36 protein-coding genes are annotated in these 26,374 nt (G+C 35.8%); 21 read left to right on the forward strand and 15 right to left on the reverse strand.

The window, feature by feature from the left end:
* Positions 1-24: 24 nt before the first annotated feature.
* The 5 genes from ACJ2A9_RS11965 to ACJ2A9_RS11985 form a co-directional block, all read right to left on the reverse strand.
* On the reverse strand, positions 25-1,164 hold the full coding sequence (locus ACJ2A9_RS11965; protein ID WP_441421895.1) for an acetylornithine transaminase: 1,140 nt from the start codon (positions 1,162-1,164) through the stop codon (positions 25-27).
* Between the two features lie 19 nt (positions 1,165-1,183).
* Entirely contained in the window at positions 1,184-1,975 is a 792-nt protein-coding gene (gene argB, locus ACJ2A9_RS11970; RefSeq protein ID WP_441421896.1) for an acetylglutamate kinase, read from the reverse strand.
* A gap of 139 nt (positions 1,976-2,114) precedes the next feature.
* Entirely contained in the window at positions 2,115-3,347 is a 1,233-nt protein-coding gene (gene argJ, locus ACJ2A9_RS11975) for a bifunctional ornithine acetyltransferase/N-acetylglutamate synthase (protein WP_441421897.1), read from the reverse strand.
* A 29-nt stretch (positions 3,348-3,376) separates the two neighbouring features.
* The gene (argC, locus tag ACJ2A9_RS11980; RefSeq protein WP_441421898.1) at positions 3,377-4,414 is read right to left on the reverse strand and encodes an N-acetyl-gamma-glutamyl-phosphate reductase; all 1,038 of its coding nucleotides are present in this window, start codon (positions 4,412-4,414) and stop codon (positions 3,377-3,379) included.
* Positions 4,415-4,578: 164 nt separating this feature from the next.
* Complete coding sequence (locus ACJ2A9_RS11985; protein WP_441421899.1) at positions 4,579-4,899, reverse strand: hypothetical protein; 321 nt, start codon at positions 4,897-4,899, stop codon at positions 4,579-4,581.
* 241 nt (positions 4,900-5,140) lie between these two features.
* On the opposite strand from ACJ2A9_RS11985, the gene ACJ2A9_RS11990 reads away from it, so the two are divergent.
* Genes ACJ2A9_RS11990 through ACJ2A9_RS12000 form a run of 3 tightly spaced genes read left to right on the forward strand, consistent with a single transcriptional unit; the run spans position 5,141 to position 7,344 of the window.
* Positions 5,141-5,719, forward strand: coding sequence for a DUF2249 domain-containing protein (locus ACJ2A9_RS11990; RefSeq protein ID WP_441421900.1), 579 nt, complete (start codon positions 5,141-5,143; stop codon positions 5,717-5,719).
* 4 nt (positions 5,720-5,723) lie between these two features.
* Positions 5,724-7,010 carry a hypothetical protein gene (locus ACJ2A9_RS11995; RefSeq protein ID WP_441421901.1) on the forward strand — a complete coding sequence of 429 codons (1,287 nt, stop codon included), beginning with the start codon at positions 5,724-5,726 and terminating at the stop codon, positions 7,008-7,010.
* A gap of 19 nt (positions 7,011-7,029) precedes the next feature.
* Complete coding sequence (locus tag ACJ2A9_RS12000; protein ID WP_441421902.1) at positions 7,030-7,344, forward strand: metal-sulfur cluster assembly factor; 315 nt, start codon at positions 7,030-7,032, stop codon at positions 7,342-7,344.
* Between the two features lie 65 nt (positions 7,345-7,409).
* Here ACJ2A9_RS12000 and moaD read toward each other — a convergent pair whose 3' ends face one another.
* From moaD to ACJ2A9_RS12030, 6 genes are all read right to left on the reverse strand, one after another.
* The gene (gene moaD / locus ACJ2A9_RS12005) at positions 7,410-7,646 is read right to left on the reverse strand and encodes a molybdopterin converting factor subunit 1 (protein WP_441421903.1); all 237 of its coding nucleotides are present in this window, start codon (positions 7,644-7,646) and stop codon (positions 7,410-7,412) included.
* Positions 7,643-8,113, reverse strand: a complete 471-nt coding sequence (locus ACJ2A9_RS12010) for a molybdenum cofactor biosynthesis protein MoaE (RefSeq protein WP_441421904.1) — start codon at positions 8,111-8,113, stop codon at positions 7,643-7,645. The genes moaD and ACJ2A9_RS12010 overlap by 4 nt, the downstream gene beginning before the upstream one ends.
* Complete coding sequence (mobB, locus tag ACJ2A9_RS12015; RefSeq protein WP_441421905.1) at positions 8,106-8,645, reverse strand: molybdopterin-guanine dinucleotide biosynthesis protein B; 540 nt, start codon at positions 8,643-8,645, stop codon at positions 8,106-8,108. Before mobB ends, ACJ2A9_RS12010 begins: the two co-directional genes overlap by 8 nt.
* Entirely contained in the window at positions 8,630-9,895 is a 1,266-nt protein-coding gene (locus tag ACJ2A9_RS12020) for a molybdopterin molybdotransferase MoeA (RefSeq protein WP_441421906.1), read from the reverse strand. The genes mobB and ACJ2A9_RS12020 overlap by 16 nt, the downstream gene beginning before the upstream one ends.
* 189 nt (positions 9,896-10,084) lie before the next feature.
* The gene (locus tag ACJ2A9_RS12025; protein WP_441421907.1) at positions 10,085-10,525 is read right to left on the reverse strand and encodes a FixH family protein; all 441 of its coding nucleotides are present in this window, start codon (positions 10,523-10,525) and stop codon (positions 10,085-10,087) included.
* A gap of 24 nt (positions 10,526-10,549) precedes the next feature.
* The gene (locus ACJ2A9_RS12030; protein WP_441421908.1) at positions 10,550-11,164 is read right to left on the reverse strand and encodes an SCO family protein; all 615 of its coding nucleotides are present in this window, start codon (positions 11,162-11,164) and stop codon (positions 10,550-10,552) included.
* Between the two features lie 168 nt (positions 11,165-11,332).
* On the opposite strand from ACJ2A9_RS12030, the gene ACJ2A9_RS12035 reads away from it, so the two are divergent.
* The 7 genes from ACJ2A9_RS12035 to ACJ2A9_RS12065 all read left to right on the forward strand — a co-directional run bounded on the left by ACJ2A9_RS12035 (position 11,333) and on the right by ACJ2A9_RS12065 (position 14,872).
* Positions 11,333-12,145 carry a Cof-type HAD-IIB family hydrolase gene (locus tag ACJ2A9_RS12035; protein WP_441421909.1) on the forward strand — a complete coding sequence of 271 codons (813 nt, stop codon included), beginning with the start codon at positions 11,333-11,335 and terminating at the stop codon, positions 12,143-12,145.
* 59 nt (positions 12,146-12,204) lie between these two features.
* Positions 12,205-12,372 carry a hypothetical protein gene (locus tag ACJ2A9_RS12040; protein ID WP_441421910.1) on the forward strand — a complete coding sequence of 56 codons (168 nt, stop codon included), beginning with the start codon at positions 12,205-12,207 and terminating at the stop codon, positions 12,370-12,372.
* Positions 12,362-12,583, forward strand: coding sequence for a DUF3813 domain-containing protein (locus tag ACJ2A9_RS12045; RefSeq protein WP_441421911.1), 222 nt, complete (start codon positions 12,362-12,364; stop codon positions 12,581-12,583). Before ACJ2A9_RS12040 ends, ACJ2A9_RS12045 begins: the two co-directional genes overlap by 11 nt.
* A gap of 139 nt (positions 12,584-12,722) precedes the next feature.
* Positions 12,723-13,178, forward strand: a complete 456-nt coding sequence (locus tag ACJ2A9_RS12050; protein WP_441421912.1) for a GNAT family N-acetyltransferase — start codon at positions 12,723-12,725, stop codon at positions 13,176-13,178.
* Between the two features lie 249 nt (positions 13,179-13,427).
* Positions 13,428-14,024 (forward strand): hypothetical protein, encoded by a 597-nt coding sequence (locus ACJ2A9_RS12055; protein WP_441421913.1) that lies wholly within the window; start codon positions 13,428-13,430, stop codon positions 14,022-14,024.
* A gap of 77 nt (positions 14,025-14,101) precedes the next feature.
* Positions 14,102-14,371, forward strand: coding sequence for a NifU N-terminal domain-containing protein (locus tag ACJ2A9_RS12060; RefSeq protein ID WP_441421914.1), 270 nt, complete (start codon positions 14,102-14,104; stop codon positions 14,369-14,371).
* Between the two features lie 141 nt (positions 14,372-14,512).
* Positions 14,513-14,872 (forward strand): DUF1360 domain-containing protein, encoded by a 360-nt coding sequence (locus tag ACJ2A9_RS12065; protein WP_441422184.1) that lies wholly within the window; start codon positions 14,513-14,515, stop codon positions 14,870-14,872.
* On the opposite strand, the gene ACJ2A9_RS12070 is transcribed toward ACJ2A9_RS12065, so the two are convergent.
* Positions 14,873-15,067 carry a hypothetical protein gene (locus tag ACJ2A9_RS12070; protein WP_441421915.1) on the reverse strand — a complete coding sequence of 65 codons (195 nt, stop codon included), beginning with the start codon at positions 15,065-15,067 and terminating at the stop codon, positions 14,873-14,875.
* Between the two features lie 176 nt (positions 15,068-15,243).
* On the opposite strand from ACJ2A9_RS12070, the gene ACJ2A9_RS12075 reads away from it, so the two are divergent.
* The 3 genes from ACJ2A9_RS12075 (at position 15,244) to ACJ2A9_RS12085 (ending at position 16,480) form a co-directional block, all read left to right on the forward strand.
* On the forward strand, positions 15,244-15,507 hold the full coding sequence (locus tag ACJ2A9_RS12075) for a hypothetical protein (RefSeq protein ID WP_441421916.1): 264 nt from the start codon (positions 15,244-15,246) through the stop codon (positions 15,505-15,507).
* A 119-nt stretch (positions 15,508-15,626) separates the two neighbouring features.
* Positions 15,627-15,917 (forward strand): CGCGG family putative rSAM-modified RiPP protein, encoded by a 291-nt coding sequence (locus ACJ2A9_RS12080; RefSeq protein WP_441421917.1) that lies wholly within the window; start codon positions 15,627-15,629, stop codon positions 15,915-15,917.
* Positions 15,918-15,934: 17 nt separating this feature from the next.
* Positions 15,935-16,480: a hemerythrin domain-containing protein gene (locus ACJ2A9_RS12085; protein WP_441421918.1), complete on the forward strand. Its 546-nt coding sequence runs from the start codon at positions 15,935-15,937 to the stop codon at positions 16,478-16,480.
* A gap of 50 nt (positions 16,481-16,530) precedes the next feature.
* Here the strand turns inward: ACJ2A9_RS12085 and ACJ2A9_RS12090 are convergent, their stop codons facing one another.
* The gene (locus ACJ2A9_RS12090) at positions 16,531-16,788 is read right to left on the reverse strand and encodes a DUF6154 family protein (RefSeq protein WP_441421919.1); all 258 of its coding nucleotides are present in this window, start codon (positions 16,786-16,788) and stop codon (positions 16,531-16,533) included.
* A 288-nt stretch (positions 16,789-17,076) separates the two neighbouring features.
* On the opposite strand from ACJ2A9_RS12090, the gene ACJ2A9_RS12095 reads away from it, so the two are divergent.
* The 7 genes from ACJ2A9_RS12095 to ACJ2A9_RS12125 all read left to right on the forward strand — a co-directional run bounded on the left by ACJ2A9_RS12095 (position 17,077) and on the right by ACJ2A9_RS12125 (position 23,793).
* A complete protein-coding gene (locus ACJ2A9_RS12095) occupies positions 17,077-17,802 on the forward strand; it encodes an AzlC family ABC transporter permease (RefSeq protein ID WP_441421920.1) in 726 nt (241 codons plus the stop codon).
* Between the two features lie 52 nt (positions 17,803-17,854).
* Positions 17,855-18,163, forward strand: coding sequence for an AzlD domain-containing protein (locus ACJ2A9_RS12100; RefSeq protein WP_441421921.1), 309 nt, complete (start codon positions 17,855-17,857; stop codon positions 18,161-18,163).
* A gap of 203 nt (positions 18,164-18,366) precedes the next feature.
* Complete coding sequence (locus tag ACJ2A9_RS12105) at positions 18,367-19,992, forward strand: SWIM zinc finger family protein (RefSeq protein ID WP_441421922.1); 1,626 nt, start codon at positions 18,367-18,369, stop codon at positions 19,990-19,992.
* Positions 19,985-23,035, forward strand: a complete 3,051-nt coding sequence (locus ACJ2A9_RS12110; RefSeq protein WP_441422185.1) for a DEAD/DEAH box helicase — start codon at positions 19,985-19,987, stop codon at positions 23,033-23,035. The genes ACJ2A9_RS12105 and ACJ2A9_RS12110 overlap by 8 nt, the downstream gene beginning before the upstream one ends.
* Before the next feature lie 16 nt (positions 23,036-23,051).
* Entirely contained in the window at positions 23,052-23,222 is a 171-nt protein-coding gene (locus ACJ2A9_RS12115) for a hypothetical protein (protein WP_441421923.1), read from the forward strand.
* A gap of 146 nt (positions 23,223-23,368) precedes the next feature.
* Positions 23,369-23,542, forward strand: coding sequence for a hypothetical protein (locus ACJ2A9_RS12120; protein WP_441421924.1), 174 nt, complete (start codon positions 23,369-23,371; stop codon positions 23,540-23,542).
* 119 nt (positions 23,543-23,661) lie between these two features.
* A complete protein-coding gene (locus ACJ2A9_RS12125; RefSeq protein ID WP_441421925.1) occupies positions 23,662-23,793 on the forward strand; it encodes a DUF3941 domain-containing protein in 132 nt (43 codons plus the stop codon).
* A 133-nt stretch (positions 23,794-23,926) separates the two neighbouring features.
* Here ACJ2A9_RS12125 and ACJ2A9_RS12130 read toward each other — a convergent pair whose 3' ends face one another.
* Positions 23,927-24,298 carry a rhodanese-like domain-containing protein gene (locus tag ACJ2A9_RS12130; protein WP_441421926.1) on the reverse strand — a complete coding sequence of 124 codons (372 nt, stop codon included), beginning with the start codon at positions 24,296-24,298 and terminating at the stop codon, positions 23,927-23,929.
* A gap of 72 nt (positions 24,299-24,370) precedes the next feature.
* Complete coding sequence (locus ACJ2A9_RS12135) at positions 24,371-25,456, reverse strand: AI-2E family transporter (protein ID WP_441421927.1); 1,086 nt, start codon at positions 25,454-25,456, stop codon at positions 24,371-24,373.
* 161 nt (positions 25,457-25,617) lie between these two features.
* On the opposite strand from ACJ2A9_RS12135, the gene ACJ2A9_RS12140 reads away from it, so the two are divergent.
* Entirely contained in the window at positions 25,618-26,229 is a 612-nt protein-coding gene (locus tag ACJ2A9_RS12140; protein ID WP_441421928.1) for a hypothetical protein, read from the forward strand.
* The last annotated feature ends 145 nt before the right edge of the window (positions 26,230-26,374 follow it).

A 26,374-nucleotide genomic window follows, 5' to 3' on the forward strand; every position in this document is an offset into this window, starting at 1 on the left:
CATTTATATCCAAAAAAAGAATCGTTACTTTACCAATTCTTTTTCTAATAACGAGACAGCCTGATCAATTTCTTCTTTCGAAATGATTAATGCTGGTAGTAAGCGAATAACATTAGGGCCAGCATTCAAAACAAGTAGTCCTTCTTGTCGTAGTTGTGTCACTTGATTCGCTACTTCTTCTTTACAAGCAATTCCAATCATTAGCCCCTTACCACGAACATTTTCTACAATGTTACTTTTACTAAGCTTTTCCTTTAATTGATTCATTAAATAAATGCCTTTTTCTTCAACATCCTGTAAAAATTGTTCATTAAATATCTCTGTTAAGGTTGCTTTTGCTGCAGCCATTGCTAATGGATTTCCACCAAATGTTGATCCGTGACTGCCAGGACCAAACGCTTCTTTTAATTTCTCTTTACCAATTAATGCACCTACCGGAAAACCATTTCCTAACCCTTTAGCCACTGTCACAATATCAGGTGAGATACTATAATGCTGATAAGCAAAAGGCTTACCTGTACGACCAATTCCAGTTTGGATTTCATCAATGATTAAGAGAACATTATGTTCATTACAGCTTTTTGCTACGGCTTCAATAAATTCCTGTTCCCCTGGATTTACTCCGCCTTCACCTTGAATGACTTCTATCATAACAGCAGCAACATCTTCATTAATTGCTTCCATTGCTGATGCAGCATCGTTATATGGAAGGTATTCAAATCCTTCCAGTAAAGGAGCAAAGCCTAGCTGAACTTTTTCTTGTCCTGTTGCCGATAACGTCGCCATTGTTCGACCATGAAATGATTGTTTAAATGAAAGAATTTTTTTCTTCCCTGTATATTTACGAGCTAATTTAATAGCTGCTTCATTAGCTTCAGCTCCACTATTACAGAAAAACACATAATCCCCAGATGAGTTTTCTACTAGTAATTGAGCAACTTCCTCTTGTAGTGGAATATGAAATAGATTTGAAACATGCCATACTTTATTTAATTGTTCCTGAACTGCTCCTACCACCTTTGGATGGCAATGACCTAAGTTACAAACAGCTATCCCAGAAACAAAATCTAAATATTCTTTTCCATTTCGGTCAATCACTGTTGTCCCATGTGCCTCTTCAACAGCGATGTCCCATCTGGCGTATGTTGGAAATAACGAACTCATTTTGATTACACCTACTTTATTATTGATTTAGCGGAGTCAATTCACTGACTTTTACAATCTTTGTTCCGACTAGCTCACCATTTTCAAATAATGTTGTTCCTTTTCCGTTAATAATAACGACTTCTTGAATCTTTCCTTGTAAACTTTTTAAGGCTGCTTTTACTTTTGGAATCATTCCACCGTATATTGTCCCGTCCAAGATCAGAGATTCAACATCTTCAGTTGTCAATTTCTCAATCAATTTACCTTCTTTATTTAAGATTCCGTCAACATCAGTTACGAACAATAATTGCTGTGCCCCAATTGCATCGGCAACAGATCCGGCAACACTATCTGCATTAATGTTATAGCGATCTCCGTTTTCACCTAGCCCAATTGGTGCAATAATCGGTACATAATCATTGTCGATCATTAACGTAAGAAAGCTAACATTTACTGATTCAACATCACCAACTAAACCGAGCTTTTCTTTATTAATTGGCGTTGCCTTAAGTAGCTGACCATCACAGCCTGACAATCCGATACTATTTAATCCTGCAACTTGTAACTTATGAACCAAATGTTTATTTACCTTGCCGCATAATACCATTTCAGCAACATCTAGTACTTCTCCCGTTGTTTTTCGTAAACCATCAATAAATTCACTTTCAACGTGTAACGTCGTTAACATTTGGTTTATTTCCGGTCCACCGCCATGAACGATAATCGGAATCTGTTCATTCTCTTTTAACGCTTTAATACTTTCAAAAAAACTGTCAGAGAGGTTACTGATCGTACTCCCTCCACATTTCACAACAACAATCTCGCCCATGAGCTCACCTTCTTTAATGTATAATTGATAGTTTATAATGAATAATTAAAACCTTCTAAGATATTTCAGAGAAGTAATTCAATACCTCCCTGAAACACAAACAACAATTCTAAATTATAAATTATAAATTCTAAATTAATTACGTTCTATACCCTGCATTGATTCTCACGTAATCATACGAGAGGTCGCAGCCCCAAGCTAAGCCGCTACCGTTCCCTACGTGTAAATCTACAATAATCGTAATGTTTTCATTTTGAAGATATTCTTTTGCTTCTTCTTCAGAAAAAGCAACTGGTTGGCTGTTTTTTAATGTAACAATCGGCCCAAGTGCAATGTCAATCGTTTCAGGGTTAATTTCTGCCCCGCTGTAACCCACTGCACAAATGATTCGGCCCCAGTTTGCATCAGTTCCAAAAATTGCAGTTTTCACAAGATCTGAACCTACGATTTGTTTGGCAACCTTTCCTGCTTCCTCATCATTTATTGCACCATTCACTTGAACTTCTATTAGTTTTGTCGCCCCTTCACCATCGCGAGCAATTTTCTTCGCTAATGATTGAGCCGTCTTTTCTAAAACTAATACGAACGTTTCCCAATCTGGATGTTCTTTAGTTAGCGGCTTATTCTCAGCTAATCCACTTGCCATGACAACAACCATGTCATTTGTTGATGTATCACCGTCAACTGTAATACGGTTAAATGTTTTATTTGTCACTTCGCTTAGTGCGACTTGAAGCCATTCTGGCTCAATATTGGCATCCGTTGTAATAAAGCCAAGCATTGTAGCCATGTTCGGATGAATCATTCCTGATCCTTTTGCAGCACCGGCAATCGTCACTTCTTTTCCATCAATATCGGTTTGAAAGCAAGCATTCTTTATAACTAAATCCGTTGTTAAAATCGCTTTGCTGAATAATTCAGCTCCTTCAACTGATGATTCTGGTTGTAACTGAGAAATCCCTGCCGTTACTTTATCCATTGGCATTGGTTCACCGATGACTCCAGTTGATGTGACCGCTACATAATGTTCCGGTACGTTCAAGGTTAATGCCCCTTGCTTTCTCATTTCATACGCATCGTTTTCTCCTTGTTTTCCTGTGCATGCATTGGCATTTCCGCTATTTACGATTACAGCTTGCAGCTTTCCTTCTTTGGCGATACTTTCTTTCGTCACTTTTAAAGGAGCTGCCTGTATTTTATTCAATGTATATACAGCCGCACTGCTAGCGGGTACTTCACAATATATGGCGCCCAAATCTAATTTATCTTTCTTAATTCCAGCATAGACTCCTGTAGCCGAGAATCCTTTCGGTGCTGTAATACTACCATCTTCCACTACTCTGACTTCAGCTTGTTCTTTCTTCGTTCCCACCGTAAATCACCTCTGAAAATACTTTCTTTTTATGGATAAACTGGAATTAAATCAAGTCCTGTTTTTTCATCAATTCCCATCATGATATTTAAATTTTGTACAGCCTGCCCGGCCGCACCTTTCATTAAATTATCAATGACCGACACAACCATTATGCGGCCGGTTCTTTCATCATACGTAACGCCAATATCGCAATAATTAGAGCCGTAAACTTCTTTAGTAGACGGATATGCTCCTTGCTTACGAATACGGACAAACGGCTCTTTACCGTATTGCTCGTTATACAATTCTCGTAATTGTTCTTCTGTCATTTCTTTTGTTGCTTTTCCATACATGGTAGCCATAATTCCTCTAGTCATCGGAACTAGATGTGTACTGAACGTAATTGGGGAATCCAATTGATCCCATCTATTTAACATTTGCTCAATTTCAGGAATATGCTGATGAGCATTCACTTTATATATTTTAAAATTATCATTCATCTCACTGTAGTGAGTAACCGCTGACGGTGAACGTCCAGCCCCTGTTACCCCAGATTTCGCATCAATGATCAGCGAATCTCTTTCAATTAATTTATTTTGAATTAGTGGTGCTAAACCTAGCAATACTGCTGTAGGATAACAACCAGGGTTAGCTAATAGACTAGCAGTCTTAATCTCTTCTTTACACCACTCTGGCAAACCATAGATCGCTTCTTTTAACGTTTCATCATTCGCTGCATTTTTTTTGTACCATTTTTCATACAAAGAACGATCCTTTATCCGTAAATCCCCCGAGAGGTCGATTACTTTTACACCTTTATTTATAAGCTCTGGACTTAACTCAGTTGAGATACCTGATGGTGTAGCCATAAACACTACATCCACCGTTTTCGCAATCTGATCTGTATCAATCTTTTCTAATATAAGATCCGTTTTATTTATAAGGTGGCCATAACTATCTTGAATCGGCACACCGTATTGGGATGATGAGTGAATTGACGAAAGCTCAACTTCTGGATGATTATGTAATAACCGTATTAATTCCGCTCCCCCATATCCAGTTGCTCCGATAATTGCTACTTTCATTTTTTTCACCCTCTTAATAAATTTGTATGTGAAGTTTATTATAAGGATGAATAAAAATAAAATCAACTGTATTTTTATTTTTTATTAGAATTTTCATTATAAAACAAGTAATAAAAAAATCAGGTAACTCTTTTTTGCATAAGAAAAAGAGTTACCTGATTTTTTCACACTTCATTTTTATCAGAGATAAGTTGAAAAAAAGAGAGCCATGTTTCATCAACCAGTTTGTTAATTTGTTCTTTTGTTGCATCATCAATATGGATACCACCAGTTATGACAGTTGTCTTCTTATTAATTCCACACCATACTTTTGCCAAATCAATAAACAACTCTTCCTCTTTATGATGCGGGAAACCATGACTGATAATATTGACGCGATCATTTATCCAGTTAGCTATAACAACTGCCCCTATGTGAGGCTTTGTCCCCCCCGTAACTACAATAACGTCATCCTCACCAGTACGGATTCGATTACAAGAAATCACTTTTCATACCCCCTTTAACTCATAATTTACCAAACAACCCCTTTTCAAGATGTGAAAACTATCACAGAATAGTAAAAAATGCAAATAATACGCACTTAATTGATAATGGGAATCAATTGTGATAAGTATCACTGAATGGTTATTACATTTTAAACTATACTTATCTCAGAAAAGCAAAAACATTTCATACTAAGGATGCAATTCTTTTCTATAAGATGATGAATAGAAAGGGGGTTATCTTATGGGTAGTAAAGGAAAGGTATATGAACTAGATGTCCGTGAAGATTTGAAAAATAAATTAGAACCTTTTCAAAAGATCATGGCAGTTGTTAAACAAGTTGAAGCTGGGGACACTTTCATACTACATTCAACCTTTAAACCAAAGCCCCTCCAAACGTTATTAAGGACAAAAGGCTTTACTAATGACGTTGAAAAAATTGCTGACGATCACTTTATAACAACTTTTATTAAAAAGGAAGAGAAGAAAGGTTTGTTCTCATTCTTTAGAAAAAAGAAAAAAGATAACACGGACTGGGATAACTTAAAGCCACCAGCTAAAGTTCCCGATCCAGTAAAAATAAAGGAGGTTTCTGCAATGGAACCATATCGCTTAGATAATCGTGGTTTAGAGCCACCACAACCAATGATGCGCACATTAAGTCAATTAGAAAAAATGAATGATGGTGAAACACTTATTATTCGAAATGACCGGGTGCCCGTCTTTCTCATCGAGGAATTAAAGCAATTAGGTTATGGATATTCACATATGGAAATGGACGATGGCTCGGTTGAAATTACTATAATTAAGAGAGAGGGATAAGATCATGAACTTCGGCGGTGGAATGGGTCAAGGTGCCTTACAGAATTCAAAAGGTGCATTTTACTTACCATTTGCTTTTATGATTACAGGATTCCTATCACTGCTCATTTTCTCTGTGCTGATTGTCTTTTCCGGTGATACGTTTAGTTTCACAGAAGTTCGATTACCATTTGCAATAGGAATAGTCCATTTATTCATTTTAGGATGGGCGACAATGCTCGTGATGGGGGCAGTCTACCAACTTGTTCCTGTAGTCATTCAAAGTGAATTATATAGCACAAAGCTAGGAATGATTCATTATTTTGCGTTTACTGGCGGCCTAGTCGGTATGCTACTCGGTTTCTTTCAATTTAATTTAATTACGCTGGCAATTTCAGCATCACTTGTCGTTATTGGAGTTCTGCTTTTTATAACTAATATCGTCATCACAATTATAAAAACAAAAAACTTCAATACGATTATTTTTGCAACGTATAGCGCTTTGTTTTATCTACTTCTAACTGTTGTTTCCGGATTGCTTATGGCGATAAACTTTGGACATCCGTTTTTAAATGGTTTGCACACGTCAATATTGGCAGCACACATTTGGTTTGGATTAGTTGGCTGGTTTCTTTTTTTAATTGTTGGCTACAGCTTTAAGATGTTACCTATGTTTTATTTGTCACATGACTTTCCAACAAACTTACAAAAATGGATTTTAATTTTGTTCCATGTTGCACTACTGATTATTACTGCAAACTTCTTTCTTCAAGCAGGATTTATGTTGACTTGGATTGGTTTTGTCGTGTTTCTTGCCGGCTTACTTGTTTACAGAGTCCATGTACAGCAGATTATTAAAACCCGCTTCAAAAAGAACCCTGGTAAAGGAATATTAGTTACGGTTCGAATTCTTGATGGATTTATTGGTTTAACAGGTATCGCGATTGTTCTTTTAATGATTCAACCGCAACTTTTTTCTAATTTAACATTCCTTTCAATCATTAGTTTAGTTTATTTATTTGGATGGGTTAGCTTAACAATTTTAGGATATACATCTAAAATTGTTCCATTTTTATGGTGGACATTCCGCTTTGGAAATCAAGTTGGAAGAGAACAGGTGCCATCATTGCATGATTTAATTGATGAACAAAAGGTATACGTCCGCTTTATCGGTTGTGTAGTGACATTACTTATTCTTGCAGTCGGTATGGCGATTCAATTACCTCTTCTCATAATTATCGGACAAATTAGTTTTGGACTTGCTACCATCTATTATTTAGTCCATGTATTAGCTGTATTTACGCATTCATAATTCAAAGGAGGAATTTCAGATGGCTGAATTCGTATTAAATAATGAGGAAGTATTAAAAGTATTAGAAACAGTAATCGATCCTGAGCTAGGTGTAGATGTTGTCAATCTAGGGTTAATTTATGACGTAAAGATTGAAAACGATGGTGTTGTAGATATTAAAATGACATTGACAACTCCTGGCTGCCCGCTTCACGATATGATGACAACTGGTGTAAGGTCTGCAGTTCAAACATTACCAACTGTTAATGCTGTTAATGTTGAAGTTGTTTGGGAACCGCAATGGACACCAAAAATGATGAGCGAAAAGATTCGCAGCCGATTCGGCGGCGAATGAAAAACAAAACCTCTCCACTTTAGGAGAGGTTTTTAACTTTCAACTATTAACTATTAACTATTAACTTACCCCCCACTTACAGGCGGGATGATCGCCACAACATCATTTTCATGCAAAATGGCATTATCCTCAACAAACTCCTCATTTACAGCGATCATGACGTTGTCGAGTGAAGGAAGAGAAGAATACTCTGCCGAAAGTTTTTCACGTAATTGTGCAACAGTTAGTGAACTTGCTTCCATGCTTAATTCTCTTTTCCCTAATGCCTCTTCAAAGGCAGCAAATAATAATACTTTAATCATGATAAATGCTCCTCTTCTGGCTTACCTGTCGGGTAAGGTGTTCTCTCTAATTGATCACCAATCCATTTCTCCCCATCTTCCCAATGTTCTTTTTTCCATATTGGTACGATTTCCTTTATACGCTCAATCGCAAAACGGCTTGCTTCATATGAATCAGCACGATGTGGAGTTGAGACAGCAATTACAACAGCGGTATCAGTTATCTCTAACCTTCCTATTCGATGCGTAATCGCTACTCTTGTTTCCGGCCATTGCTCTTTAATTTCCTCACCAATTTGGGCAAGTTTCTTTTCAGCCATCGGTACGTAGGCATCATATTCTAAATACAATGTTCGTTTTCCTTTTGTTAATTCACGAACAGTTCCAATAAATGTATTAATGGCGCCAGCATTGGGATGAACAACCTTATCGACAACTTCTTGAATTGAGATTACTTCACTAGTAATTAGAAAATCTTTTTCACTCATCTTCTTTATTCACCTGTTCTTTTATCCAATTTAAGTACTCTTGTTCCTCTTCGATTGAAAAGACAGGAACCTTCATTTTTTCTTTTATTTCCTCAAGTCGTATCCACGTAATAACAGCTATAATATTCGTTAATTGTTCAAGCAGCTCTAACCCTTCCTCAGTACGAACTATGACTACTTTTGGAAAAGGCTCTCGTTTAAATCCTTCTATCAGTATAAGATCTAATGGAAGCTTATCATAAAACTCTAACATCTTTTCCAGGCTCCAGTCAGTAGGCAATGTTGCTAAATGAAGTTGAAACTGATGGTTGCTGGCTACTCCTGTTACCATCGCACCTGCATTACGGTGCTTCCATGAGTCCTTGCCTTTATCTAAAGACTTTAATGTTCTCCCATGACCATGATGTTTTAGCGTTCCAACAAGTAGGCCATCATTGGAGCAATAGGAAACAAGCTTTTCTACAAGTGTTGTTTTCCCGCTATTACTGTAACCAGCAATTTGAATGATTTTATTTTTTATTCCCAAGGCCATTCACTTCCATCTCCACTGAGCAATAGGGCATCTACGGTGGTCCCTTCTTCATAACCCCTTGTTCCACCAGGGAGAGTAATCAGTGCATTGGCATCTGCTAAAGAAGTAACAACACCTGATTTATCTAATCCGACCGGTGTTACATATAGCCTTCCTTCTTTTACACTCACTTTGCCGCGGACGAACCGTGTGAACGGATTTGGTTTTAAAAAATCTTTTCCTAGTACGGCCTGTACTTTTTCTAGGTGTGGCTTATTTGAACCAAAATACGTTTTTAACCATGGTCGCGTATAGAGTTCAAACCCAACATAGCATGCTGACGGATTACCAGATAATCCAAAAAGTAATTTACCATTCCACTCAGCAACTGTTGTCACACTTCCAGGACGCATTGCAATTTTGTTAAACAATACATTGGCACCAAGTTTTTCATAAATCTCCGGTAGAAAGTCATAATCTCCGACTGAAACTCCACCTGTTGTAATAAGAACATCAACTTCAGCTAATGCGTTAGAAATCGCTGTATAGCAGCTGTCAAAATCATCGGCTAATTTCCCAAAATACTTTGGTTCTGCACCAACCTTTTTAATTTGCGAAGCAACCATATAAGCATTACTGTTACGGATTTTTCCGGGTTGCAGTTCTTCATGAACATCTAATAATTCTGTTCCTGTTGCATAAATGCCAACAAGGGGCTTTTTATATACAGGAACTTTCGCATATCCAAATGTCGCTAATAACGCTTTTACACCAGGATCAATTTGCCTCCCTCGCTCAACGAGATCCGTTCCTTTTTTCGTGTCTTCCCCTTGAAAAGAAATATTGTCCCCTGGCTGGAACGATCGTTTGATAATGACATAGGTTTTTCCGTCTCGTTTTACTTCCTTTGTTAACTCAAACATAACAATTGCGTCCGTTCCTTCTGCCATCTTAGCGCCGGTCATCGTCCGAATGGCCTGTCCTTTTTGCGGAACTTTTTTTGCAACTGTACCTGCACCAATTTCCTCGATTACTTCCAATTCAACAGGATTATTCATTGATGCACCTTGCGTATCCTCAGCTCGGATCGCAAAACCATCAAGAGGAGAACGATCAAAAGGAGGCACGTCATGATCAGCCCTAATTGGTTCTGCTAAGTAACGATTATCACACTCATCAATCGATATGTATTCAATTTCACCTTTTTTTGAATAAGCTAATACTTTTTTTACAGCTTCTTTTACAGGTATGACTTTTCGTTCAGTTAACATGTATCCTCTTCACCCTTTCTTTCATCTTTCCCTAATTGTATCAAAAAAACAAAATCGGACTGTTAAATATTTCACAAAATCCTCCTATACAAAAAAGAACGGAAAAAAGTAAGATCATAATTCAAAATTACTTCCCCATTCTTTGCTTTTATAGTTCTATATTCTACATTCTCAATTCTAAATTATCTTTTACCACTGTGTTCGGCCCGCTTCACCTGAATCAACAATTTCGTCAACATTCACATCACCAACACCAATGATAAATTTTTGCATACGATGTGCATCCGCTGCTGTTACATGATAATACACGTAGTAAACCCATTCTTCTTCAAATTGCCATTCGATCGAGTAAGAGCCATCTCCATTATTTTCTGCCTCGATCATTTCATGTTCTTCCCCACCGTTATGCTTCCAAACTTCAAATAATACCTCCCGTGCATCAGTCACTGGTTTATCATCCTGGGATAAAAAAACTTTTATTTGAGCTACATCTCCAGGTTGAACTTGCTCAGGAACCATTTCAAATTCAACATCTAAAGGAGCCAATGTATTTGGTGTAGAATTCTCATTTGAAGAACATCCAGAAATAAACAGGAAAATTATGAATAGAATAATACTGTATCTTTTCATTATGAGGGCACACCTACTTTTTTATTATTTTACTATTTTGGCAATCGTATTTATCAATTCCTCATCTGGCTGATCAAGTCCGCCAATTAATCGAACAACCAAGCCAGTAGGATCGATTAAATAAAAGCTCGTTCCATGTTGTACTTGATCTGAGTCTGGTTCATTTTCTACAATTGTCATAAACGTTTCGTACGCCATATCAGCAAACTCTTCCTGCTCGTAACCTGTTAGAAAATTCCAGTTACTAAAGTCTGCATTTAGTTTCTCACCAAACTCTTTTAAAGATGCTGGTGTGTCATTCGCAGGATCAACAGAAAAAGAAACGAGTTGAACTTCACTCAACCCAGAGTCACGCAGCATTTCTTGAAGTCGAGCCATATTTATTGTCATCGGCGGACAAACCGTATTACAATTTGTAAAAATCATGTTGGCAATCCAATATTGACCTGCCAAATCTTCAGACCCAAATGGTTCTCCATGTTGATTTGTATACGAGAATTCTGGAACATACTTGCCTAATTGTGAAATATCATTCGGATCAGGTTCTTGCTCAGCTTCAGAAGAACATCCTGCTATCACTAATAAACCAATAAGAATAATGCACATAATAAAGTTCTTTTTCAGAAAATATTTGTTCATTGAACTGCTCCTCCATTCATACATGTTCGGTTATTACTATAACATGAAAAAATAAAGATTACCTGTACAAAGTCAAAATTTTTCATACATTGTCGAAAACAACGTATACAGCAGGAAAAATCGTAAAAATGATCACTAATTCTAAAATTCATTAAAAAAGGAGTCGTTATGCAAAAACAACACCTAATTGTACTTGATTTAGATGGGACACTGCTAAGAAATGAAAAAACGATTTCAAACCGTTCAAAACTAGCCCTTGCAAAAGCCAGGGAGCAGGGCCACCTTATCATGATTGCTACTGGACGTCCATATCGCGCAAGTAAAATGTATTATGAAGAGCTCGGGTTAACAACACCGATTGTTAATTTTAATGGCGCATTTGTTCACCATCCCCTTCATAAAGACTTTGGTACATTTCATTCGCCAATGGATTTAAGAACTGCCAAAACAATTATTGAAACATGTGAAGCTTTCCGAGTTCAAAATATTATGGTTGAAATTATTGATGATTTTTACCTGCGTTATCATGATGAAGTCATTATTAATACTTTTAATATGGGGCAATCCCCTGTAGATTATGGCAATTTGCATTTAATCCTAGATGAAAATCCAACATCAATTCTCGTTCATCCTCATGATCATCATTTGCATGATTTACGACAGCTTCTAAAGGAATCTCATGCTGAAGTGGTAGATCAACGTGTATGGGCTGCTCCATGGAACATGATTGAAATTGTTAGATCTGGGCTAAATAAAGCCGTTGGCATACAAAAAGTAGCTAATTATTATTCAATCCCAAAAGAAAGAATCATTGCCTTTGGTGACGAAGATAATGATTTAGAAATGATTGAATATGCAGGCCTGGGAGTTGCAATGGGGAATGCAATCCCCGAGCTGAAAAACATTGCAAATACAACGACGAAATCTAACGAAGAAGATGGGATTGCCATCTTTTTAGAGGACATCTTTAACCTTAAATAAGTTCATCCAACATTTTCTACGTTATAACGCTGTTTTATCTGGGGATGCTAACATTTGAAATGAGCAAAACCGTTATGGAGGTAGATAAAATGGCTAAAAAACCAAAAGCAAAAAAAGGCGCCGGACAACCTGGTCAGTATTCAAAAGAACGCTACGAAGTAATACCGAACATGGTTGATGACGATCGAACCAAATCAAATCATTCTGGAGGGCGTAATGGGGAATAAACTCTTTCAAGAAGCTAGAAAAGCCGTAGAAATTGCCGAGCAAAAAGTCATGTTGGCTACCACTCCTGAACAATTCGAAGATGCTATAGCTGAGATCGAAAAAGCAAAAAATAATCTATCGTCTGCATTTGCAAACTCTACAACAGCTGAAAAAGAACAATTGGCAAAATATCAAGATCAGATTCAAGACTTATATGATCACTTAACTTAATAAATTAATAATAATTTGTTAAAAAAGCAGTGGAGATTTTACTCACCCTGCTTTTTTTGTGGTACTCTATTCTTGGATGAGATTGAAAATATAGAAAATGTTTTTTTGAATTGGTAATTTTCATGGGGAGGTAAAACAAATGAAAGTATACAAAGTACCCAACGATGCTGATCAATCGTTGCGACTAAAAATTGCGGATCTTATGATGGGACAAATGGAATCTATTGGAGCAGATAATGCATATGAGCTGCTTATTGCTAGTATTGATCTAACACTTAAAGACAACTCTTTGGCACACATGTTTGTTGTTGAGGATGAAGAGGTCATTGTTGGGGTAGCGTTTTTCAACATCGGTATTAGTCTTGAAAAAGGCGGCTATTATATGTGGCTGAACGACCTCTATGTTCATAAAGAACATCGAAATCAAGGGATTGCAAAACGATTACTATTACAGGTTATTCATTGGGCTGAAACCGAAAATATTAAAGTAATTGAAACGGAGACTGGCATTAATAACTTAGCAACAAAAAGTCTTTATAACTCGCTCGGTTTTTATGATATTATTTCAAAACGCTATGGTTTTACCTTCTCCTAACAGTAACAAGATTATTACGTTAAGTGATCATGACATTTTCATGATCACTTTTCTTTTTCTACATAATATATAGGAATAGCTCATAAGATTGATATTGATAAATATTTTATCATATTGAGATTATCACTTCTTTTCTCCTCAGTTTCTTCATACGATAGATGTAAGTTAATTATCCCTTTCTCAAAGGAAAAGACTACCCGCTTCGTTTATTTCACAAACACATATGTTTAGTAAAGGGGTGGAAAACTTATGCCATTTTCCTATGAAGCGGAATTCAATAATGTTTATATTGAATTATCTAGAAATGGGCTTCAACAATTTCTTAAACAAATGATCGACAAAGACGTTTCATTATTTTGGCGATACGATGAAGAGAAAATTTTTCTGATGATCGATTCAAATCAAAATGTTTACGAGATCCCTTTTTCAAAAAAAGGAAAAACACTGACAATTAATTTAGATCATTTAATCGTTAACGATGAAGCAATTGGGGAAGCAATTGAGATTATTATTTCACAATTTAGTGGCAATGGAATTGTAAAGAAGTTTACCGGTGGTCCCCTCTACATCACGTCCTACAAAACGGGAACGATTCAATCCATTATTGAAATTGATGGGAGTGAAAAAATAATGATGAATCAAAACGGAGCGATTGTTGAGTACACGGACTATGACCATAACCTTGAACCAAAGACAATCTATAACATTATGAATATGGAGATTGATTACGAGCTCATGGAGCTTTATGAGGCACTCACAAATTCAGACAAGCAGAAAGTAACGAAACACAAAAAACGTTTGCAAAAACTTATAAGACGCCGAAGACAAGTCGAACAACTATTGTAAAACAACATGCATTTTAAAATTTAAACGAGACATGCTATGATAGTAAAAAGGAATTTTTTATTACTAGGAGGATATATATGCCAATCGATATAACTATTGATCCAACACCGAATCCAAACGCAATGAAACTCACAGCGAATCGCACCCTGTTTGAGGGTTCTGGAAGTACCTCTGTACGCCAAGGTCAAGAAACTGATCATCCTTTAGCAAACGCCCTACTCAAAATAGACGGCGTAGATAACATCTTTGGCTTCAATGATTTTGTAACAATCAACAAGACCGCTGACGGAAATTGGGACCAAATCTTAGCTGATGCACAAAAAGCATTTGAAGAAGTTTATGAGTAAATTGAATACCGAAAAAGTCGAGCAATTTTGCCTCGACTTTTTTTTCATATCCCGAAGTATGAAACAGTCATCAATTGTAAACAAATGGATAGTGACTAAGGTTCGGGAGGAATTAATTTGCCATACATTGAGATTAACTGGATGACGTTTATTATGTTAATTTTAGCAAGTTATCGTTTTACTCACTTAATTGTGTTTGATAAAATCACACAATTTATTCGAGATCCGTTTATGAAGAAAAAAATGGTACCACTAGATGATGAAGGACATACAAAAACAAAAAAAGTACCCTCTTCAATGTTTGGTTACTTATTAAATTGTTATTGGTGTGCAGGTGTATGGAGTGCAATTATTTTAGGTTTAGGCTACTTATTTATTCCACAAATTGCTGTACCTGTCATCTTTATTTTTGCCATTGCAGGTGCTCAAACCATCATTGAAACATTCGTTGGAGTCGGTACAAAAGCAATTGCCTTCTTGGCACGTCATGACGGTAAATAATTAATGGAATTGGTTTAATTCATGTATCAATTGCTGTGAACGTTTTGCATTTCCTTCTGCAAACTCTCTAAGCCTTGTTTGTAACTCCTCGTTATTATGAACTTTCTCAGCAATAATTAAATACGATCTCATTAAATCTTCTTCGTTTTCTAACGATTGCTTTAGCTTTTCTTTAAGATAATCACTTCTATCCATTTAGAATCACCTCAACTACATTTTACCCTAGCTCATATTTATGATGCAGTTACTTTTTCCCTTTTAGATTATCTAAAGTTTTAAAATAAGAGCCCTTGAACTTTACCTTGTTTTGTTAAGCCTACATACGTAAAATTATTGTAAAGGTAATGTTAATTTTATAAGGGGAAAATCGTATGACTCTAACTAAAACTTTGTTAACCAATTATTATAACAGACAAGTCATTATTAATACGTATGAAGAGGAATGCTTAATAGAGAAAGAAGGATTTGCATTCGATAAGATTACTATCCTCTCCGATCAAGTCCAACTTATTAAAGACGACATAATTATTTTTTCTTTTGACAGTTCAATGTATCAATTTAAAGTTTTGGATGACTTTAATCATTATTATGCTTTCGAGAATGAACTTTCAAAAGTAGAATTATACTTCCCTTGATCAATATTTGCGCTTTTCTGAAATGCCTGTAAAGCAACAGTTTTCTTCCTTCTTTTAGTGATATCAATCACCGCAGTTTTCTGGTGATTTTTGTACACTTACTGTAGGAGGTGCTGTAGATGGATATCAACCCTACACAGTTGAAAGAAGGGGATTGGTCATTAAGCCTTGAGGATGAAGAATATGCAGAAAATAGAAATGAATTATTTGCAGAGGCTCTATCAGCCATAAATCAAACAAAAGCAGGACGCTATGTGAACATTATTACTCCTGAACAATGCGGCGATCCGCATGAATGGTTTATTCCAGAGCTAACAAACAGGCTGACTGCAGCAAGCAAGCAAATAACTGAAATTCGATTTATTGACATGTGCGGCTGCGGCGGCTATGTTACAAGGATCACATGCTAATCTGGGGAGGTACAATGATGCAAACTCACGAGTGTGAACATGAAGGTGGATATGACATCTCAAATATGACCTTTTGTCCTGCGATTTTAAGATTATTTGAAGAGCATATCCCATTAAGAGAAAAATTGCATGAATTAAATGAAATGGTATTAGATGTCCAAAATACCCCTTTCATAGAAAACTGGAATGAACCAATAAAGCAAATTTATGATAAGCTTACCGTTTTTGTAAAAGAGCTCGAGCTTCATGCAAGTAAAGAAGATGATGCTCTCTTCCCATTAATGGCAAAGCATCTTGGCTATGATAATAAACCTTTAATGGTCATGGAATTTGAACATGGATTAGCCCAGGACAATTTGACTGTCTTTATGAACGGTGCAGAACAATTAGATGACCCAATTGATAAAAATGAAGCTACATCATTATTAACCAGCTTACATGTTGCTTATATTACGTTAATTAACCACTTTTTAAAAGAAGAAAGAATTCTGTTCCCAATGGCTGAAGAGCTGCTATCCGATGAGGAAAAACAAGAGCTGTTAAAGAAAATGCAACAAATATAAAACCGCAAAAATGCGGTTTTTTGTTTGGACATTCTTTCAATTAGTACTCCCTAATTAATAAATTTAGGAAACTCATCCTCCATTGTTGTTTGTCCTATCCCCTCTTCATCCATTTTCTCCTTTAGCTTTATCGTTAAATAGACAGATACCATTTCAAATTGTTGTTCTACGTCCATTTCTTTTACAAGATCAATTAAGTCTTCCTGATCATAATCTTGTAAGATTCCATATACAATGACTGCAGCATCCTCTTCGTCACCAGTAAAATGATGACGATATAATTGAAACAACTCATTAATCAATTTCAACAGACTCTCCTCCTTGCTAATACAATAAGAACACAAACAGGTTACTAACAGTAGTATCTTTCATACAAAATGAAAATATCATTATTGCTCATAAATAATCATCATAAAAAAAGTAGCAATCTTTTCCAATAATCTGCTAGAATCAAAATGGTAAATACCTTATACACACTCTTGCCCAATTTTCAGTTATGCCATACAATTAGATAAAAAAATATATACTATTTTCATATATTATTATTTTGGATAATAGATAGTAAAATAGAAAGTAAGACAGAAAGAAAGGAGTAAATGAGAGTGATCACTACATCAGTCCTCCAAGCCAAGTCAGATTATTCACGAGGGATCATCGCCGGGGTTAGTATTGCTATAGGCTATTTCCCTGCTGCTTTAACATTTGGACTGTTAGCAAAGGCAACCGGTCTCACCTTTATCGAGACTGTAGCGATGAGTGTATTTGTCTTTGCCGGAGCAGCACAATATATGGCTTTAAATCTTATTGCGATTGGTACAGGAGCTTTAGAAATTATATTCACAACATTTATTGTAAATATCCGCCATTTACTAATGAGTGCAGCCTTAAGTGAAAAACTCGAAGATGAACACCCACTTAAGAAGGCAATCACTGCATTTGGTATTACTGATGAGGTCTTTGCTGTAACAGCTACAAGAGAAGGTAAATTATCGACTAGTTTTATCCTTGGAGTAGGAACAATGGCTTACGGAAGTTGGGTTATTAATTCAGGCTTGGGTTTTGCCATCGGTACAGCTTTACCAGAAATGCTGCAGCAAAGTATGGCCATAGCACTATATGCTATGTTTATCGCATTACTTATGCCATCATTAAAAAAACATCGCAAAATTGTCTCACTAGCGATCTTTTCTGCCCTGTTAAATAGTTTATTCCAACTTTGGTTTGCAAGTGGGTGGTCAATTATATTAGCTACACTATGCTCTGCAATAGCCATTGAATTAATTGCCCCTAAACAAACCGATAACTCTAGTTCTGCAGCTTAAAGAAAACACTCATTAAATAATTAACTAGGGTTTCCTGAAAGGAGCAAATACCATGAATACGACGATGTTTTGGATCATTGCCGGAATGGCAGTCGTTACATATATTCCAAGAATGATGCCGTTAGTAGCCTTTGATGCAAAAAAAATCCCACCACGTTTGCAGGCGATACTTAGAAATGTTCCCTATGCAGCATTAGGTGCATTAATTTTTCCCGGTATACTTTTAGTCAATGAAGACATTTGGTTCGGGATTATTGGTGGACTCGTAGCTTTAATCGTTGCTTACTTTGGTGCCAATCTCATCTTTGTTGTCTTAAGTTCAATCGTGGTACTCACCCTTTATTCATATTTAATAGGATAACTAAGTAAAAACCAACAACGCTAGTTGTTGGTTTTTTATTTATTAATCTGGTTGATTTTTTGACTGATGTTATAAATTCACACGAGCAAGTTAAAAATCAAGATCAATCGATGAATGTAAATTTTTTCTTACAAAGATTGGTTTTCTAGCTTCTACAGTTGTACAATAAAGGGATGAACTATGAAAAGAAGGTTAGGGATATTATGAAGAGAACTTTAATAGCTGACGCTTCAAATAAAATCGACCTGTTTCTTAAAGACTATGTTCTTGAACGAATTATTCACAGAGGGAATCAATATTTTGAAAAAGGAACCGTTCAATCTTTACATTTCCTGCCTAATGATACGGTTGAGGCCATTGTAGAGGGAACAGAAGATTATCAAGCCATCATCGACTTGAACGCATTTGAATACAGTACTTGTACTTGTCCCTATGAGGACACTTGTAAGCATATTGTGGCTGTGTTACTTGAAATAAAAGAACACGCGAAGATTATTCAAACAGCCTGTCAAAAGGAAATCGCTCCACTTGATCAATCTCTTTCAAATCTTGATAGTGTTGATGCACAATTAAGACAAGCTCTAGAGCCATATTTCATCCATTGTTATCGAAAAGTAACAAGTAATCAATTTTTTAATCATCATAGTGCTGAGAGAATTGTACAAACTTTACCGATTATAAAAAATGAACGAAAGTTATCGGTCTATGAGCAATTAATTATATTGACATTATTTATCGAACAGATCTATGCGTTAGCTCAAAGATTTGAAACTCTGCAATCCTTTTCAAGAAGGTATACTCTTATTTTTAAACGGGCAATCGAACTGCATAGTGAAATCATTACAGAAGAGTCAGCTAATCATCATCCGATTTTCCATCATTGGTTTTCAACAAAAATTGAGAAGAATTTTTTCGAAGCACTCAAAGCAAAATTTAATCCTTGGGAACAGTTACTAATGACATGGATTTTTGCTGAGAAAGATGAAACTTACAAAAAAAAATACTTGGTGAAATTTATAGAAGAAATTGAGAGAAAGAAGACTCCTTATCCTCTTCTTTATTTGGCAAGTATTATCGCCCTTCACTGTGAGGAAGGAGCTAAGTCACTGGCGCTCATTCGTCAACTAAAACACCCTATAAGACCCAATGACTTGGCGCCTCATTTTCAAATATTAAAGGATCGACATGATTGGGAGATGATGAAACATTGGTTTGATCTCTTTCTTCCGAAATGGACATCAAAGGACCTGCAAGATATCCAACCCTTCTATGAAGAGATGCTTATTAAAACAAAAAAGGACGCTGCCATCTATATGAAAGAAATTTGGGATTCTTGGTTACAACATCCCACTTTTACTATCTATGAGCAAAGGATGGAAATGTTATCAACACATGAAGAAAAAGAGATCACTATCAATTATTTATTAACTCAACTTGAGGAACAGCTCTATAATCCAAGTATTGAAAAAGTTTATTATCAGATTCTTCATCATGAGAAAAAATATAACGATGCCATTTATTCTTTATTGTTACGAGAAAATGAACCGCACTTACTAAACGAAGAAAAAAAGAAAATAATAAATGCAGCCAAAAAAATCGAACCTGAAGCATTGCTTCCTTTCTATCATCAAATGATTGAAAGACTTATTCAGAAAAAATCTCGCACCCATTATCAAGATGCTGTAAGTTATATTAAAGAATTAAAAGGCGTTTATCATAAACTGCAAAAAGATGATCAATTTATAACCTATGTCGAACGTTTAAGAAAACAATACAAATCGTATCGTGCTTTAATACAGGAGTTGAAAAAGATTGAACTACATGTATAATCCTAATCCAATCATCGTTCACGGTGGCTGGTTAGACCTTGATTCATTAACTTTATTCATTTGGGGTGAACGAAAAGAACAAAAACGATATCGTGACATTATTAATTTCAGCTACCCTTTTCTCTTCTCACCTTTCGAATTAAAGTTGGCGTTATTTCGGTTTGACCGCCCTTCCTATTACGGTACGTTTATTAATACAATTGAAGCCTCGCTTGAAGTTCCGCTCCAAGACAGGATGTTCTATTCTGAAGTAGGAAGTGTACCGGTTTATCATGCTTCACCTAAGAAAGAGTACTACCTCTTCCCTTTACAAGGCATTGGAATTACGCTGGAGGAATTACCTCAACACTTAAATACGATGGCAGCATGGGAAAATGAGACGAGTGAATGGATTATTAGCTCAGACCTATCTTTTTGGATTTCCTTTATTAAGCAAATTCAAGAAGAAATTCGAGCAGGACGAATTGTACCAAATCAACTTGGTAAATGGGAACTAACAAAAATGGATTGGGAGTTATGGGCAGCATCTCTTCCGAATGCTAGTTTAGCACTTGAAAACCCTAATCTCCCACTAAAACCACTGCAACAACAAAAAGAACAAGTTAACAAAATACAGTATATTACACAGATCGGTAATGAGATCGCTGATGCGTTAATCAGGGATTTACTGAACCGTGAATCGAAAGTGAAAGAATCCTTTAAAAACGTAAGAAAAACGGTCACGGGCACAACTCGTTCATTACTAAATCATCTCGAGAAAAAACGCCCAATTGCTGTTCAAAAAGGCATTACTACCAATCTGCTTGAAGAAATTGGAGCAGTTGCTACATCACCTTTTCAAACAGGTATTACTGTTCAGGAGCCAAAACACGCGGAAGGTACATGGTCTTTGCAATTATTTATTAAAGATCGCTATGACCCTTCCATTATGTTTTCTGTAGCTGAGTTACAGCATGGAAATCACCCTTGGAGAGAAAATCCAATCGTAAAACTAAAGCAGGATTTACAAAAAGCAAAAGCTGCTGTTCCACTGTTGCAGAAATTAACATTAACAAATCCGGCTATACATGTAACGTTAGAAGAAGTGTATTCATTTTTATCCCATGACAGTTCGCGTCTGGAAGAAGCTGGCTTAACCGTCCTAGTCCCTTCCTGGTGGAATCTTAAACAACAGGAAGTTACTGTTGAGTACCAAATCTCTGAAGATTCCGCCATGTCTGCTAACACGGTCGATCCTATTCTTAATTGGGAAAAAATTATCGATTTCGATTATTCTATTTCAATTGGTGATAATCACTTATCGGAAAAGGAATTTTCAGAGTTAGTCAATCGAAAACAAGGTATTATTCAAATTCATGGAAAATGGTTAGTATGGGATCCTAAACAAGCAAAAAAACTAAAAGAACAATTAGATTCTCAAAAAGAATCTGTCTCATATTTTGATGCGTTGCAAATGGATATAAAACAAGCTCACAACTCGTTGGATAGCGATGATCAGTTTGTTCAGTTAAAAATAAGCTGGAATGAAAAAATTGAAACATTATTGACAGAGCTGCAAAATAAAGAAACGAAAACAATCAGCATTCCTCCATCTCTAAACGGACAATTAAGACCCTATCAAGAAGAGGGAGTTTCTTGGCTTATTCAAATGCGTCGGGCTGGATTTGGAGCATGTTTAGCTGATGATATGGGGCTTGGCAAGTCAATTCAAACCATTGCCTATCTGCTAATCGTCAAAGAGGCAAAAAATCAAAACAATAACGGCTCCTCTCCATTTTTGCTCATCTGCCCTACGTCATTACTGGGGAACTGGCACCAAGAATTTAGTCGCTTTGCACCCTCGTTACGAGTCTTTATACATCATGGAAAACAAAGGTTAGATGAGGAACAGTTTTTACAAGAAATAAATGAATATGATATTGTCATTACAACCTACCAGCTTATTGTCAGGGATGAAAAATTGTTCACAGAAGTAAAATGGAATGCACTTATCTTTGACGAAGCTCAGCAAACAAAAAATGTAGAAACAAAACAACGAAAAGCGATACGAAAAATACATGCTCTACACAAAATTGCTCTAACTGGAACACCAATCGAAAATCGCCTAAAAGAACTGTGGTCAATTATCGATTTGTTGAACCATCATTATTTAGGGAGTTATCAAGAATTCCAGAGAAACTTTATTAAACCTATAGAAGGCAATGAAAAAAGTGATGAAAAAATGGAGCTATTGCAGAAGGTGATATCACCATTTCTACTGAGAAGAAGCAAGTCTGACCAATCATTAAATTTACAATTACCGAGCAAGCAAGAAATCACTTATCGTGTTGGCTTAACAGTTGAACAAGCAAGTCTCTATCAAGCTGTTGTAAATGATCTGTTAACAAAGGTCGATGCGGTATCAGAAATGGAACGGAGAGCACTTATTTTAAGCAGCTTAACAAAATTAAAACAAATTTGTAATCATCCAGCACAATTCTTGAAAGAAAACGCACCCCTTCGGCATCGTTCAGAAAAATGGGAACAGCTGCTCATATTGCTCGATCAGATTCAAGCAAAAAATGAAAAAGCGTTACTATTCACCCAATATAAGCAAATGGGGATGTTACTGCAGCAAGGCCTTAATGATTTTTCTCATAAAAAAGTGCCTTTTCTTCATGGTAGCTTGCCCCCATTGAAGAGAGAGGAACTCATTCATCAATTTGCGGACAAAGACGGACCTAACCTCTTTATCTTGTCATTAAAGGCTGGTGGCGTAGGCTTGAATTTAACAGCAGCAAATCATGTTATCCATTATGATCGTTGGTGGAACCCCGCTGTTGAAAATCAAGCAACAGACCGTGCCTACCGTATCGGTCAGTCACAGGATGTTACCGTTCATAAAATGGTAACAGTTGGAACTTTGGAGGAAAAAATTGATGAAATGCTTGAGCGAAAACAGCACCTGTCAGAACAAATACTTAACGCCAATGATACAAGAATCTCAGAATTAACGACAAAACAACTCGAGCAGTTGTTAATGCTAAGAACCGTTGATGCATAACGAAAGGTGAGTTGAAATGAAAAAAGCTGAAGACATGCCTCCTCGCTTTAAACAGTTTTGGCAATCTCAAAACAAAGAATGGCCAGTGAAAAAGCATCACAAACTAACAATTCATGAAAATATGAGTGATCCTTGGAAACAATTTTTACAATCGATCCATGAAGCAGCTAACAAAAATTGGAAATGATTTAACCTCTACATTTCAAAAATGTGGAGGCTTGATCTTGACTTTTCAGAAAATTATTATAATAATAGAAATGTGAACAACTTGTGAACTGTCTGCAACTGATAGAAGGTCATGTAAAAGAATTCTTATTAAGGGAGGATTTCTTTTTGAAAAAATCAATTGAAGTCTATCATCGTAGCGGAAAAAAGGTTATTATTACAAATGTTCCCGTCAACAATGATGAATGTGATTCATTTGAAATTATGTTAAGCCTTCAAAAACAAATTGATGAGATCGATTATGTTGCCGACCCCAAGTCAGAATACCATTTTAACGGATAAAAAAAATGCTTCCAGATGGAAGCATTTTTTTCTTATTTGTTTATGAATTCCCTCGTATAGTGACACTCAATGCTGCTTATTCTATATAATGATTTCGATGTTAGAGGAGGTTCAATCTTATGCCGGTTACAAAAGATGATGATAAAAAGAAGAAAGATAACAACGCTAAGCTTCAGCAAAAAAATGAACTAAGAGAAAAAAATGCTCAACGCGGCGAAAGACAATTTTCCAAAAAAACAGATCACCTCTAAAAAATTTAAAATTGACTTCGAAGCTAATCAAAGAAGAAAAAAAAAGCAGCTAACGATTTACGTTAAGCTGCTTTACTATTTCTACTTTGAGTTGTCCCACTTTAATTTTACATTTTACATTATAAATTTTACATTACTTTTTAAACAGTTCACTTGCATCTTTGACGATGTTTTCTGGACCTGATTTTGTTTCTCCTTCCCAAACAAGCATTCCTCCATCATAATTAGCTACTTTTGAAAAGCCATTCATCTGAAAAAATTTTGCTACATTATGACTCCGATTTCCACTGCGACATACAAAAATGTACTCTGCATTTTTATCAAATTTATCAATTTGTTCAGGAATCGAATGCATCGGAATTAAAGGGATTGTAGGAATGTGAGCTTCATTATACTCTTCCTCTTCTCTTACATCAATAATGATTGGAGCTTTTTGTTTTTCTTTTAAAATACTGTTCAATTCATTATAGTCCAATTGTTTTATACCATCATATTCATAAGCCACTTCAATACACCTCTCTACAAATCACTGTATAGTATTACTTACTTTATCTTATTTTGTATTTTGACTCAACTTTTAGCGCGATTCATTCCTTAATTTAAGTAAGCGATATGAATGACTAACAATCACTTTTAACACCGCATATGTAGGCACTGCCAATAATAATGCAAGTAAGCCTCCAAACCTTCCTGCCACTAATAAAAGCAAGATAATCGTAAGTGGATGAATGGCCAGTTTTTTTCCTAAAACCTTCGGGGCAATCAAGTTACTTTCGATCTGCTGAACAATAACAACAACAATAAGTAAACTTATTAACATCAACGGAGAATGAAACAGAGCAACAATCACTCCAGGAACCGTTCCTATCCAAGGTCCGACAAATGGAATAACATTTGTAAACATCGCAATTAGGGCCAATAATAATGAATATTCAATCCCGATGATTAAGAAACCAATATACATAAGGACACCAACACAAAAGCTAACAAAAATTTGTCCTTGGATATATGAGCTCAAAGCTCTGTCCATATCTGCTAATATCCGTCTACCTTCAATCCGTTGCCTTTCCGGCAGAAAACGCAATACTTGATTCGGTGCCTTCTCGCCTTCCTTTAACATGTAAAAGAGAATAAATGGAATCACGATAAAAATGAGAACTACATTCGCGATTACACCAATAAAAGATGCAATATTTGTCCCGATTATCGTAATAACTTCATTTATATATTGTGTCATTTGTCTTGAAAGCTCTTCTATTGAAAATTGTTCCGTTGCTTGAAAACGAGCAAACCATTCATTCTCTTGCAGCATCATGATTTTAAAACGGATCTCATTAATAATGAGCGGGAAATTCTCAATTAAGCTGTTGACCTGACGTTGCAATACAGGGCCTACGAGTAATACTGCCGAAGTAATCAGTCCAATTGCCACAATGTAGATAACGATAATCGATAGCACTTTAGGTACTTTGTGACTGTGCAAGTAATTTACAATCGGGCGAAACAAATAATACAACACACCAGCAATCAAAAATGGAAAAAACAATGTCTGTACAAACACGACAAGTGGGCGAAAAATAAAATCAACAAGTGTTGCTAAATATACAATAAGTAAAATAAGAATTAAACCATATCCTATTCGAAAAGCTCTACTCTGAGGCATGAATGTCATCACCGCAATTTTTCTAATATTTTCTAACAGAGTTTATTATAGCATAAACTTACACTCTTTCCCTTTCTGTTTATTCAATGAAATGTCACAAATATCCTCTGCTCCTTATCACTATCATAATATAATTAGAGTAGAAAGGTGGGAAAATAGCCATGAAGCTAAAACTCCTGTTATTTGTGTTATTTATAGCAACAACACTTACTGCATGTAGTCAACAAATCAATTCAGACATAACCATTTTAAATGTAATAACTGCAGAAACCAATTTTACTAAATCAAACAACGATACCTTCGATTATACATCAATGTATTCCGATGAGGATATGCAAGCATCACAACGGTACAAAGCGGTATTATATGGAGGAAAAATACCAGATCAAGAAGCACAAGACCACTCTGCCAATGGTGAAACGAAAAAAGAACAAACATATTCAAATACCCCAGATAACTGGGTTCCTGGTGAAATTTTTGATTTAGAATCGGTCTATTCACCTGAAGAACTAGAAGCCGCAAAAAACTTTACCGTCTTATATCAAAGCAGAAAACCGAATTCGAAAAGTGCCATCAAAAGTTTTAATGAAAGTGATGAGACCAAGAATATAACCAAGAATGAAGAACAAGAATCAAGTAATAAAACTTTGGACAATAACACAACTGAACCCGCTCAACCTTTTGATTATGAGACAATGTATTCCGATAAAGATCTAAAAGATGCTGATAAATATAAACAAGAATTAAGGCAGGAAAAATTAAAGAATCGATAAAAAACATAGGTTATTTCCTATGTTTTTTTGTTAAATTAATGTTACAAATTTGACATTATTATTACTTTTTGTTTAAATAATACTAGGTATATTTTGGACATTTTTTCCATATATTATGCCTGATAGACAAACATCAATAAAAGGG

The organism is Anaerobacillus sp. MEB173 (genome assembly GCF_052119505.1).
Taxonomy (GTDB): domain Bacteria; phylum Bacillota; class Bacilli; order Bacillales; family JBJMAU01; genus JBJMAU01.

Coding starts and splice junctions, on each gene's coding strand:
- ACJ2A9_RS12065 (WP_441422184.1), top strand. CDS start 14,513: ATGACGTTTATTATGTTAATTTTAGCAAGTTATCGTTTTACTCACTTA.
- ACJ2A9_RS12085 (WP_441421918.1), top strand. CDS start 15,935: ATGCAAACTCACGAGTGTGAACATGAAGGTGGATATGACATCTCAAAT.
- ACJ2A9_RS12125 (WP_441421925.1), top strand. CDS start 23,662: ATGCCGGTTACAAAAGATGATGATAAAAAGAAGAAAGATAACAACGCT.
- ACJ2A9_RS12110 (WP_441422185.1), top strand. CDS start 19,985: ATGTATAATCCTAATCCAATCATCGTTCACGGTGGCTGGTTAGACCTT.
- ACJ2A9_RS12035 (WP_441421909.1), top strand. CDS start 11,333: ATGCAAAAACAACACCTAATTGTACTTGATTTAGATGGGACACTGCTA.
- ACJ2A9_RS11965 (WP_441421895.1), bottom strand. CDS start 1,164: ATGAGTTCGTTATTTCCAACATACGCCAGATGGGACATCGCTGTTGAA.
- ACJ2A9_RS12070 (WP_441421915.1), bottom strand. CDS start 15,067: ATGGATAGAAGTGATTATCTTAAAGAAAAGCTAAAGCAATCGTTAGAA.
- ACJ2A9_RS12025 (WP_441421907.1), bottom strand. CDS start 10,525: ATGAAAAGATACAGTATTATTCTATTCATAATTTTCCTGTTTATTTCT.
- ACJ2A9_RS12045 (WP_441421911.1), top strand. CDS start 12,362: ATGGGGAATAAACTCTTTCAAGAAGCTAGAAAAGCCGTAGAAATTGCC.
- argC (WP_441421898.1), bottom strand. CDS start 4,414: ATGAAAGTAGCAATTATCGGAGCAACTGGATATGGGGGAGCGGAATTA.
- ACJ2A9_RS12100 (WP_441421921.1), top strand. CDS start 17,855: ATGAATACGACGATGTTTTGGATCATTGCCGGAATGGCAGTCGTTACA.
- ACJ2A9_RS12135 (WP_441421927.1), bottom strand. CDS start 25,456: ATGCCTCAGAGTAGAGCTTTTCGAATAGGATATGGTTTAATTCTTATT.
- ACJ2A9_RS12095 (WP_441421920.1), top strand. CDS start 17,077: ATGAGAGTGATCACTACATCAGTCCTCCAAGCCAAGTCAGATTATTCA.
- mobB (WP_441421905.1), bottom strand. CDS start 8,645: ATGGCCTTGGGAATAAAAAATAAAATCATTCAAATTGCTGGTTACAGT.
- ACJ2A9_RS12060 (WP_441421914.1), top strand. CDS start 14,102: ATGCCAATCGATATAACTATTGATCCAACACCGAATCCAAACGCAATG.
- ACJ2A9_RS11990 (WP_441421900.1), top strand. CDS start 5,141: ATGGGTAGTAAAGGAAAGGTATATGAACTAGATGTCCGTGAAGATTTG.
- ACJ2A9_RS12075 (WP_441421916.1), top strand. CDS start 15,244: ATGACTCTAACTAAAACTTTGTTAACCAATTATTATAACAGACAAGTC.
- argB (WP_441421896.1), bottom strand. CDS start 1,975: ATGGGCGAGATTGTTGTTGTGAAATGTGGAGGGAGTACGATCAGTAAC.
- ACJ2A9_RS12010 (WP_441421904.1), bottom strand. CDS start 8,113: ATGAGTGAAAAAGATTTTCTAATTACTAGTGAAGTAATCTCAATTCAA.
- ACJ2A9_RS12105 (WP_441421922.1), top strand. CDS start 18,367: ATGAAGAGAACTTTAATAGCTGACGCTTCAAATAAAATCGACCTGTTT.
- ACJ2A9_RS12055 (WP_441421913.1), top strand. CDS start 13,428: ATGCCATTTTCCTATGAAGCGGAATTCAATAATGTTTATATTGAATTA.
- ACJ2A9_RS12080 (WP_441421917.1), top strand. CDS start 15,627: ATGGATATCAACCCTACACAGTTGAAAGAAGGGGATTGGTCATTAAGC.
- ACJ2A9_RS12140 (WP_441421928.1), top strand. CDS start 25,618: ATGAAGCTAAAACTCCTGTTATTTGTGTTATTTATAGCAACAACACTT.
- ACJ2A9_RS11995 (WP_441421901.1), top strand. CDS start 5,724: ATGAACTTCGGCGGTGGAATGGGTCAAGGTGCCTTACAGAATTCAAAA.
- ACJ2A9_RS12115 (WP_441421923.1), top strand. CDS start 23,052: ATGAAAAAAGCTGAAGACATGCCTCCTCGCTTTAAACAGTTTTGGCAA.
- ACJ2A9_RS12000 (WP_441421902.1), top strand. CDS start 7,030: ATGGCTGAATTCGTATTAAATAATGAGGAAGTATTAAAAGTATTAGAA.
- ACJ2A9_RS12040 (WP_441421910.1), top strand. CDS start 12,205: ATGAGCAAAACCGTTATGGAGGTAGATAAAATGGCTAAAAAACCAAAA.
- ACJ2A9_RS12050 (WP_441421912.1), top strand. CDS start 12,723: ATGAAAGTATACAAAGTACCCAACGATGCTGATCAATCGTTGCGACTA.
- moaD (WP_441421903.1), bottom strand. CDS start 7,646: ATGATTAAAGTATTATTATTTGCTGCCTTTGAAGAGGCATTAGGGAAA.
- ACJ2A9_RS12030 (WP_441421908.1), bottom strand. CDS start 11,164: ATGAACAAATATTTTCTGAAAAAGAACTTTATTATGTGCATTATTCTT.
- ACJ2A9_RS12020 (WP_441421906.1), bottom strand. CDS start 9,895: ATGTTAACTGAACGAAAAGTCATACCTGTAAAAGAAGCTGTAAAAAAA.